This is a genomic window from Novosphingobium soli (assembly GCF_042432915.1).
GTDB classification, from domain to species: Bacteria; Pseudomonadota; Alphaproteobacteria; order Sphingomonadales; family Sphingomonadaceae; genus Novosphingobium; species Novosphingobium soli.
In genome coordinates this window covers 244,252-254,122 of the sequence record NZ_JBHLWK010000001.1, presented here as the reverse complement: position 1 = coordinate 254,122, position 9,871 = coordinate 244,252, and the positions used below count along the sequence as shown (strand labels likewise).

The following is a 9,871-nucleotide window of genomic DNA, read 5'->3' as shown; positions in this document are numbered from 1 at the left end:
CCCCCTTACGATTCACTCAAACAAGATCACGCTCTAGGGAACAGCCCCGTCTCGACCGACTGCGTCGGCGGCGCCCCCCCTTCCCCTTACAGGAACTCGTCCGCCGCGTCGTGGCTCTCACCGCCGGTGGTCGCGGGCGCGGGCTTGTCCCGGGGCAGCGCGATCGCGGGCGCTGCGGCGAAGGGCTTGACCCCGAACGCGGGGTAGATCTCCGCAGGGAAGTAGATCGTGCCGTCCTTCACCACCATGGCGATGCGGTGCAGCTCGCGCAAATCCTTCAGGGGATTGCCGGGCAGCAGCAGGAAGTCCGCCCGCTTGCCGCGCGCGATCGAGCCCAGTTCCTGGTCGTGCCCCATGTAGCGCTCCGGCCCGAGCGTGCCGATGCGCAGGACGTCGGCAGCGGGGATGCCCGCCTCGCCGTAGATCTCCAGCTCGCGGTGGACCGACAGGCCGGTGCCGTCGTCGGTGCCCGGCAGCAGCGTCACGCCGCGCGCGTGCAGCCGCTGGATGACCCGCTTCACCGCGTCGAACGCGCCCTGGTAGGCGGCGTCGTCGCCGGGCTCGCTGAGCGGGGCGATGGCCTGGCGGCGACGGCGCTGGAGGCCGATCGGCAGGTGGTCGATGTAGCTCGCCACCGCCGGCGCCGGCTGGCCGTCGCGGCTCAGCATCAGCAGTTCGAGCGTCACCGCCGTGGGATCGAGCGCGATGTGCTTGGCCACCATGGTGTCGAGCGTCGCCTTCACCCGGGGGGCGTCGAGGTCGAGCCCTGCGGTGCGCCGCATCCCGGTCAGGCGCAGCGGGGTGCGGGTGTCCTCCTGGATGTCGAGCACCCAGCCGAGCATCAGCTGGTTGACGTGGGTGATCTCGTCGTAGCCGGCCGCGATCATCGCATCGGCATTGGTGAAGGCGGGGACGTGGCCGGTCAGCCCCATGCCCAGCCGCTTGGCCTCGCGCGCGATGGCGGGCACCCAGGCCGGGTTCATGCTGTTGTAGACCTTGATCTGCCAGTACCCGCGCGCGGCGTACCAGCGCACCGCCTCCAGCGCCGCGGCCTCGCTGTCCACCACGATGCCGTGGCGCGCGGAAAACGGGCTGCGCCCTTCGAGGAAGCCGTTGGCGGTGATGCGCGGGCCCGCCACCTCGCCCTTGGCGATGCGGTCGATCAGGCCGGGCAGGAAGTCGTTGTGGTTGCCCATGTCGCGCACCGAGGTCACCCCGGCCGCGATGTAGAGCATCGCCGATTCCAGCCCGATGTGGGCGTGCATGTCGTGCAGCCCGGCCAGCAGCGTGCCGCCCTGGCCGTCGATGGTGGCCTCCCCGGGGGTGGCGGGCTCGTCCAGCGGCTGGATGCCGGTGATGCGGCCCTTGGCGAAGACGACCGAGACCGGTTCGCCCAGCGTGCCGCTGGCGGGATCGAACACGCGCACGTTGCGGATGCGGACCGGGGCATCGACGACATGGGCGAAGCGCGCCTGCAGCGCCGCGTAGCGCGCCGCCGTCAGCCGGGTCCCCAATTCGTTGAGCGCGGGCACTTCGCCTTCGTGACCCTCGCGCACGGTCGCCCCGCCGCTGTCGAGCGTGGCGAAGAGCTCGCCCTTGGAATCGAGCAGGATCATCTCGGGCGAAAGGTCGATGCCGCTGATCGCATAGGCCTGGTACTGGCCGGTGCCGATGGTCGCGGGGCCGAGCCTCTCGATCGCAAGCTCGCCGCCGGGGAACGCGGGCATGCGCCCGTCCGCGTCCTTGAGCAGCGCGCGGGCGTAGAGCCCCAGCGCCCAGGGGCTTGCGTTCTGCCCCACGTAGAGCGCCGGCCCGCGTGCCGTGGCCTGCTTCTCGCCCATCGAATCGGTCCAGCGTACCCGCGTGCCCTCGCGCAGGAAGCGCTCGTGCACCGCGCCGCCGAAGGTCGCCTTGCCGTCCAGCTTCCAGCGGGTCGGCAGCCCGTCGGCGCCGAGTTCGATCGCCTCGCGCATCGTCGGCCCGCGGCCGTTGTTCTTGACGTCGTAGGCGATAGCGACGCGCCCGCCCTGCACCTCGGCGTCGATGAAGCCCACCTTCTCGCCGTTGGAGACGACGCTGTAGCGCACGTGCTCGGCCCGGGCGGGGTGCGCGGCGGCGACAGCCAGCAGCGTGGAGGCGAAAAGCGCGGCACGAAGCGGAAGGCGGGACATCAGGCGAGCGAGCTCCGGTAGAGGTGGGCGGCGGCGGCGAGGTCCTGGACCGCATGGCCGAGCGACTTGTAGACGGTGATGTCCCAGCGCGACTGGCGGCCCGGCACCCGGCCGAGCAGCACTTCGCCGATCTCGGCGACGATGTGGGTGTCGTCGATCAGGTCCTTCTCGCGCGCGACGAGGAACTCGGCCGCGGCGTCGAGCGCGGACGCGCGGCTGTCGGCGATGTAGCGGCTGTTGACCACCAGCGCGCTGTCCACTTCCACCGGCCCGGGGCCGCTCGAGCCGACGAGATTGACGTGCGTGCCCGGCTTCAGCCACTCCCCCATCAGCACCGGCTCCGCGGCGGTGGTCAGCGTGCAGACGACGTCCGCCTCGCCCGCCGCCGCGCGCAGGTCCGTCACCGCCGCGATGGGCAGCTGCGGGTACTGCGCCGCCAGCGCCTCGACCTTCGCGGGCGAGCGGCCCCAGACCAGCACGCGCTCGAAATCGCGCACCAGCGGCAGCGCCTTCAGGTGCGTGTGCGCCTGTCCCCCGGTGCCCACGATCAGCAGCGTGCGCGCATCCTCGCGCGCGAGGGCCGCGGTCGCCACCGCGGTGGCGGCCGCCGTGCGGATATGGGTGATCTCCTCGGCGTCGGCGATGGCGACCGGTCGGCCTTCGTCGGGCTCGAACAGCACGACCAGGCCGCGGTGCCGCCGAAGCCCCGGGGAACGCGGATCGGCGAAGACGCTGATGGTCTTCGTCCCGAACATCTCGCGCTCCCCGAGAGCGCCCGGCATCTGGGCGAAGGTGCGACCCGGGCCCAGCGAAAGCATCGTGCGCAGAAGCTGCCGCGTCTCCCCGGAGGAAAGCGCCATCATCGCCTCGCGCACGACACGGATGCAGTCGGGATAGGACAGTTTCTCGCGAACCGCCTCGCTGTCGAAGATCGTCAGCTCGTCGCGCTTCATCGGACCGGTCCTTTCATGCCCCTGCACGCGCAACTTAGGCGTCGTTCCTGCGCAATGCTTGCTGGAGATCGCGCATTCGCGTAGCCTCGCCGGCAATTCAATGCTTCAGCGAAAGGGATGACGCATAATCATGGCGGACGCACTCGACCGGCTCGACCTCAAGATCCTCGACCGGCTGCAGATCGACGCCTCCGAATCCTCCAGCGAGATCGCCGAACGCGTGGGGCTGTCGCAGTCGCCCTGCTGGCGCCGCATCCAGCGCCTCAAGGAGGAAGGCTACATAAAGGCGCAAGTGGCCGTGCTGGACCGCGAGAAGTTCGGCGAGAGCATGTACATTTTCGCGCAGCTCAAGATGGGCCGCCTCAGCGACGAGGCGCGCGAGAGCTTCATCCGTGCGATCCAGGACATTCCCGAGATCACCGAGGCCTATACCCTGTTCGGCGAGATGGACGTGATGCTCAAGGTGCTGGCGCCCAGCATGGGGTGGTACCAGAACTTCACCTTCCGCCGGCTGCTGCGCCTGCCGGGGGTGGAGGACATCCGCTCCACCGCGACGCTCTCCGAGATGAAGTGTACCCATCGCCTGCCGCTCCCTTCGGCGTCGTGACGGCATGATGTCGATCCCGACGGGCGCGATCTTCGGGCGGCCGGCTGCCGGCAGGGCGCGTCCGGACGCATAAATGATGTTGCAGGCGCCGAGGGCGGGCGCGATTGCGGGACGTCTTCGTCGCGGCCGCGCGCTATCGTTCGCCTGAGGAGAACCCTGCCATGTCCCACCGCTTGACTGCCCCTATCCTGCTTGCAGCCCTACCGGTGATGGCGATGTGCGGCGTCGCGCACGCGGCGCCCCCTGGCGAGGCGCCGGCGCCGGGGATCCGGGTCACGCTCGCCCCGGCAAGCCCCGACGCGGGGCAGCACGTGCCCTACGTGGACGTCACCGTCGTGGCCGAGGGCATGGCCCGTGCGGCCGGGGAACCCCTGTTCCGCCTGCCCCTGGTGGCGAACACCGTGGTCACCAGCGCCGAGCAGGTGAGCGGGCTGACCATGACCGACCGGCAGGGCACGGTGCCCGCGCGCGCCGCGGACGTGGAGGAGGACGCCTCCAACCGGACCCGCGTCTGGCGGGCCGCGCGTGCCGTTGATGGCACGCTAACGCTGCGCTATCGCGTTGCTATCGACGCCGACGCGCCGCCGCTCGCGCTGCCGCAGTACGAGATGCGCACCGAGCTGGGCGGCTTCTCCGCCGCGGGCAACGCCTTCCTGATCCTCCCGGACGACGCCGTTTCCCGCCGTTCCTCCGTCCACTGGGACTTCTCCGCCTACGGTTCCGGCGGCTCGGGCGTGTCCAGCCTGGGCCTCGGCGATGCCGCCAGCCGCGAGCCGCTGCCCTCCTCGAAGCTGGCCTCGATGTACTACATGGGGGGAAGACCCGGTACTTACTCTGCTGAAAAGGATGGATTTTTCGCGGCATGGCAGGGCACGCCGCCGTTCCCGATGCCGCCGCTGATGGCGTGGGCGGCCGGGCTCCACCGCTTCTACGGCAGCTTCTTCGGCTACGCCCCGCCCAGCTTCGGCGTGTTCGGCCGCACCAACCCGCGCAACCCCGGCAGCGGCATCGGCCTGACCGACAGCTTCGCCTTCACCTTCAACAACACCTCGAAACCCGCGGAATTGCGTTCCTTGCTGGCCCACGAGATGCTCCACGCCTGGGTCAACTCGCTCGACACCTCGATGGACACCGCCGGCGGCCTCGACCGCTCGTGGTTCGGCGAAGGGCTCGCCGTCCACTACCAGCGCCTGCTGCCCTACCGCGCCGGGCTGATTTCGGCCGAGGACTTCCTGGACGACCTCAACGAGACCGCGGGACGCTACTACACGAACATCAAGATCAACGTGCCGAATGCCGAGATTCCCGCGGGTTTCTGGCGGGATACGCGGATCCGCGTACTGCCCTACGACCGTGGCTCGCTCTACTTCGCGGCCACCGACGCCGCGATCCGCAAGGCGTCGGGCGGCCAGCGCTCGCTGGACGATCTCGTCCGCACGATGCTCTCCGAACGCCGGGCCGGGAAGCCGATGGACGAGGCGCTCTACCGCCGCCTGCTCCACGCCGAGCTCGGTAACGCCGGGATCTCCGCCTTCGAAGCGATGCTGAAAGGCGCGACCGTGCTCCCCCCTTCCGACGCGTTCGGCCCCGGGTTCCACCGGGTGGAGAAGCCGCTGCAGCGCTTCGACCTGGGCTTCGACCCTGCCGCGCTGCTCGCCCGCCCCAAGATCGTGCGCGGCCTGATCCCCGGCTCCAACGCGGAGCAAGCGGGGCTGCGAGAAGGGGACGAGATCCTCAACACCTTCTCGCAGGACGGCCTGCAGGGCGACCAGCAGGCGTTCCTGACCCTCGACGTCCGGCGCGGCGGGCAGACCCTGCAGGTCCGCTATCGCCCCCGCGGCGAGACGGTTTCGGCCTACCAGTGGGAGGCGAGCCGCTGACGATTCCGGCGACGCGGTGCAAGTCTTTTAACGCTTAGATAGCGAACTTCCCGCTATGGTCCGGGCATGATCGGACCCTTGCCCCCTGCCCCCGCACGAATGCCGCCGCGCGTGCCCTCGCGAGCCGGCGAGCAGGTGCACGAGCGCAAGGCCAGGGCCGCGGAATTCCTGCCCGCTGTCCTGCTGCTGGGCGTCGGTCTTGCCGCACTTTGCGCGGCGTGGTCCGCCTCGGGCCGCGGGTCCGGCCAGTACCTCGTCGTGGCCCCTCCCGACACCTCGCTGGCAGCCAGCATCAATCTCGTCCGGGCGGCGGGAGGCAGCGTCCTTGGAACCGGCGCCTTGCCCAACATGATCGTGGCAGGCTCCGCGCAGGAGGGCTTCACGACCACGCTGCGCAAGACGGGCGCCTGGTTCGCGATCCCGGTTCCCCGCATCGCCGGTTGCGAAGCCGCACCATCGCAGGAGCAGGCGCCTTGACGCTCGAAATGGAAAGACTGCGCGCGCACACCGGGCACTTCCTGCTGGTGCTGTTCTGGGCGCACGTCCCGCTGTTCATCGCGGTGGCGTGGCTGACGGATCATCCCGCCGGCGTCGCAGGGCTGGCCGGCTGCATCGTGGCCGGAAGCTACCACCTGATGTGGTGGCGGTCCGGGGTGTCGCGCCCGACCCGCTACCTGGCCTCTGTGGCGCTGATGGCCGAGCCGGCGATCCTCCTCGTGCTCCTGCAGGGACATCCCTGGCAGATGGACATGCACATGTACTTCTTCGCCCTGCTGACGCTGACGATCGGCTGGGCTGATCGCAACGCGGTGCTGGTGGCCGCCGTCACGGTCTCGCTGCACCATCTCCTGCTGCTTTACGTCCTGCCCTCCGCCGTCTTCTCGGGACAAGGCAACAACCTCGAGCGCGTCGCTCTCCATGCCGTCATCGTCATGTTCCAGGCGACCATGCTGGTATGGCTGAGCGACCGCCTGGTCGACAGCTTCGGGCTGCGCGAACGCACCCGCGAGGCCGAGGAGGCCAGCCGTGCCAAGAGCCTGTTCCTGGCCAACATGAGCCACGAGATCCGCACGCCGATGAATGCGATCCTGGGCTTCTGCCACCTGATCGCGCGTACCGAGCTCACTGCCAAGCAGCAGGACTACGTCGGCAAGATCAACCAGGCCGGCGTGTCGCTTCTGCGCCTCATCAACGACATCCTGGACTTTTCCAAGAACGAGGCTGGCAAGCTCACCCTGGAGGCCAGGCGCTTCGACATTCGCAACGCCGTGGCCAACCAGCTCCAGCTGGTCGCGGGAGAGGCCGAGGCCAAGCGCGTCACCATCGTTTCCGAAGTGGCCGGCGACATACCGCATCGGCTCACCGGGGACGAGTTGCGGTTCAACCAGGTCGTGCTCAACCTCGTCAACAACGCGGTGAAGTTCTCGGAAGGCGGCACAGTCTCGGTCCGCGTGGCGATCGCATCGGAGCGCGCCGACCAGGTCATGCTGGAGCTCAGCGTGCAGGACACCGGCATCGGCATGACGGAGGAGCAACAAGCCGGCCTGTTCCAGTCCTTCACCCAGGCCGACAGTTCCACGACGCGGCGGTTCGGGGGGACCGGGCTCGGCCTTGCGATCTGCCGCCAGATCGTGGAGCAGATGGGCGGCTCGATCGCGGTGAAGAGCGCTCTCGGCCAGGGCACCACCTTCGTCGCCCACATGGCGATGGCGCGCGAGAGCGAGGTTCGCGACGGCCCTGTCGCAATCCCCGCGCGCATCCAGGCGCTGCGGGTGCTTGCCGCCGACGACAACGCCTCGTCCCGCCAGGTCCTGCAGGACATCTTTGCGGGCTGGCAGATCGGCCTCGATCTCGTCGCCTCGGGGGACGAGGCCCTGGCCGCCATCCGCAGCGCGAACGAAGCCGGCCAGCCCTACGATCTCGTCCTGCTTGACTGGAAGATGCCGGGGATGAACGGCGCCGACACGCTGGAAGCGATGCAGGACCTGCCGCATGCGGTGCCTCTGCCCCGCGCCCTGATCGTCACGGCCTATGGCGCAGACAGCCTTTCCCTCGACGGATCGCTCACCCAGGTGGCGGGCGTCCTCACCAAGCCGGTCGTACCCGCCACGCTGCTCGACACCATGATCGAGCTGTTCTCGCACGAGGAATCGCCCAGCGCTGGCGGTCTGTCGGCAGCACCGGCGCGCGTGTCGCCCCGCTTCCACGGCGCGCGCGTGCTGCTGGTGGAGGACAACGAGATCAACCGCGACATCGCCATCGAACTGCTCAGCCAGGCCGGCCTTGCCGTCGATTGCGCGGGCAATGGGCGGATCGGCTGCGAGCGGGTCGAGGCCGAGGACGGTGCCTACGCAGCCGTCCTCATGGACGTCCAGATGCCGGAGATGGACGGCATCGCCGCCACCCGTCACCTTCGGGAACGGTGGTCGGCGGAGCGGCTGCCCATCCTTGCGATGACGGCCCATGCCCATGAGGAGGAACGTCAGCGCTGTCTTGCCGCGGGAATGAACGACCACGTGACGAAGCCGGTCGATCCGGCATTGCTCATCGCGACGCTCGAGCGGTGGCTTCGCGCCGATGCGGTGGCCTCCACCGGCGGCGTGCATGCCGCCGGGCAGCCGGACTCCGGCCCCGCACGCGAGCCTGACGGCGCAGTTGCCGACCTGCCGGACAGTCTGCCGCCCTTTGGCCTGCGGGCCGCGCTTACGCGGGTCAACGGCAAGGCGTCGCTGCTGCGCAAGCTGATCGTCACCTTCAGCGAAACCTATGCGAGCGCACCGCAGGATCTGCGCACGCGTATCGCAGGAGGCCACTTCGACGATGCGCGGCGCCTCGCACACAGCCTCAAGGGCGTGGCAGGCTCGCTGGAACTGCACCAAGTGCAGAGCGCTGCGGCGCAAGTCGAAGCGGCCCTGGCTGCTGGCGATGCGGACACCGCGCTTGCGAAGATTGCGGAGCTGGAAACATCCCTGGCGCCGGCGATCGCAGCAGCGCGCAGCCTCCAGCCTGCGTCGGCTACCGCACCGCACCGGCCCGGCGGCGATAACCCCGGCGAGGGGATCACGGCGGCGTTGCAGGACTTGCGTGACCTGGTCCGACGCCGCAGCCTGGGCGCACGGGCGGCCTTCGCACGATACGCAGCGGCCGCTGGCCTCAGCGACAGCGAGCGCGCCGCTCATCCACTTCATTGCGCGCTCGAAGGACTGGACTACGACACCGCGCTGCGCCTGCTCGATGCGGAGAACGCAGGCTCCTTCCAACAAGAGGCGGACGAAGCGGCGTGACCCGGTCTACCATCCTGATCGTCGACGACGAGATCTCCAACATCGAGATCATGAACGCCGTGCTGGAGGACGATTACGAGGTCTGCTTTTCCACCTCGGGGCAGCAGGCCCTCGACACTGCGCGCGCGGTGTCTCCTGACCTGATCCTGCTGGACGTGCTGATGCCGGGCATGGACGGCTTCGAGGTGTGTCGCCAGCTCAAGGAAGATCCGAACCTGGCGGACATCCCGGTGATCTTCACCACTGGCCTGGGCGACACCGAGGACGAGATGCGCGGCTTGGCGCTCGGGGCGATCGACTACGTAACCAAACCGATCCAGCCGGCCATTCTGCGCGCGCGAGTCGGCAACCATGTCGAGCTGAAGCGGCTGCGCGACCAGCTTGCCAGCCTTGCGGTGACCGACGCACTGACCGGCCTGAGCAATCGCCGCCAGATGGAGCGCGCCCTGGAGGCGGAAACGGCTCGGCTCGCGCGCACTGGCGACTGGCTCACGGTCATCATGCTCGACATCGACTTCTTCAAGCAGTTCAACGACACCTATGGTCACCTGGCGGGCGATCGCTGCATCGTGATGGTGGGCGCTGCCCTTGCCCGCGCCGTGAAGCGCGCCTCGGATCTACCCGCGCGCTACGGCGGGGAGGAGTTCGCCTGCATCCTGCCGAACCTCGATCCGCAGGGTGCAGAGCTCATCGCACGCGACATTCGCCTGCACGTCCAGTCGCTGAACATTCCTCACGAATGCTCGCAGATCAGCCCCTTCATCACCGTCAGTATCGGCGTCGCCAGTGCGCGCTGCCACGCGGGGATGAGTCCGGATCTCTGGATCAAGGAGGCCGATCGCCAGCTCTACAGGAGCAAGCAAGGCGGGCGTGACTGCATCAGCGCCATCGAGTTCACGGCGGCGGACACCAACCTTCACGCGTAGGAAGGGGACGCGCCGTGCCTTGCCCGCCAGGCCTGCGTCCCCCCGCCTGC

At 69.1% G+C, this 9,871-nt stretch carries 7 protein-coding genes; 5 read left to right on the top strand and 2 right to left on the bottom strand.

Annotated features, from left to right (window positions below; translation table 11 throughout):
• Positions 1 to 86 precede the first annotated feature (86 nt).
• Together ACFFJC_RS00985 and ACFFJC_RS00980 are read right to left on the bottom strand one after the other, a co-directional pair.
• Entirely contained in the window at positions 87 to 2,171 is a 2,085-nt protein-coding gene (locus tag ACFFJC_RS00985; RefSeq protein ID WP_379485707.1) for an amidohydrolase family protein, read from the bottom strand.
• Positions 2,171 to 3,124, bottom strand: coding sequence for an ornithine cyclodeaminase family protein (locus tag ACFFJC_RS00980; protein WP_379485706.1), 954 nt, complete (start codon positions 3,122 to 3,124; stop codon positions 2,171 to 2,173). The genes ACFFJC_RS00985 and ACFFJC_RS00980 overlap by 1 nt, the downstream gene beginning before the upstream one ends.
• 130 nt (positions 3,125 to 3,254) lie before the next feature.
• Between ACFFJC_RS00980 and ACFFJC_RS00975 the strand changes: the two genes are divergently transcribed.
• The 5 genes from ACFFJC_RS00975 (at position 3,255) to ACFFJC_RS00955 (ending at position 9,821) form a co-directional block, all read left to right on the top strand.
• Positions 3,255 to 3,731, top strand: a complete 477-nt coding sequence (locus ACFFJC_RS00975) for an Lrp/AsnC family transcriptional regulator (RefSeq protein ID WP_379485705.1) — start codon at positions 3,255 to 3,257, stop codon at positions 3,729 to 3,731.
• 161 nt (positions 3,732 to 3,892) lie between these two features.
• Positions 3,893 to 5,611, top strand: a complete 1,719-nt coding sequence (locus ACFFJC_RS00970; protein WP_379485704.1) for a M61 family metallopeptidase — start codon at positions 3,893 to 3,895, stop codon at positions 5,609 to 5,611.
• A 135-nt stretch (positions 5,612 to 5,746) separates the two neighbouring features.
• Complete coding sequence (locus ACFFJC_RS00965; RefSeq protein WP_379485703.1) at positions 5,747 to 6,088, top strand: hypothetical protein; 342 nt, start codon at positions 5,747 to 5,749, stop codon at positions 6,086 to 6,088.
• Positions 6,085 to 8,895 (top strand): hybrid sensor histidine kinase/response regulator, encoded by a 2,811-nt coding sequence (locus ACFFJC_RS00960; RefSeq protein ID WP_379485702.1) that lies wholly within the window; start codon positions 6,085 to 6,087, stop codon positions 8,893 to 8,895. Before ACFFJC_RS00965 ends, ACFFJC_RS00960 begins: the two co-directional genes overlap by 4 nt.
• A complete protein-coding gene (locus ACFFJC_RS00955) occupies positions 8,892 to 9,821 on the top strand; it encodes a diguanylate cyclase (RefSeq protein WP_379485701.1) in 930 nt (309 codons plus the stop codon). The genes ACFFJC_RS00960 and ACFFJC_RS00955 overlap by 4 nt, the downstream gene beginning before the upstream one ends.
• Positions 9,822 to 9,871: the final 50 nt, after the last annotated feature.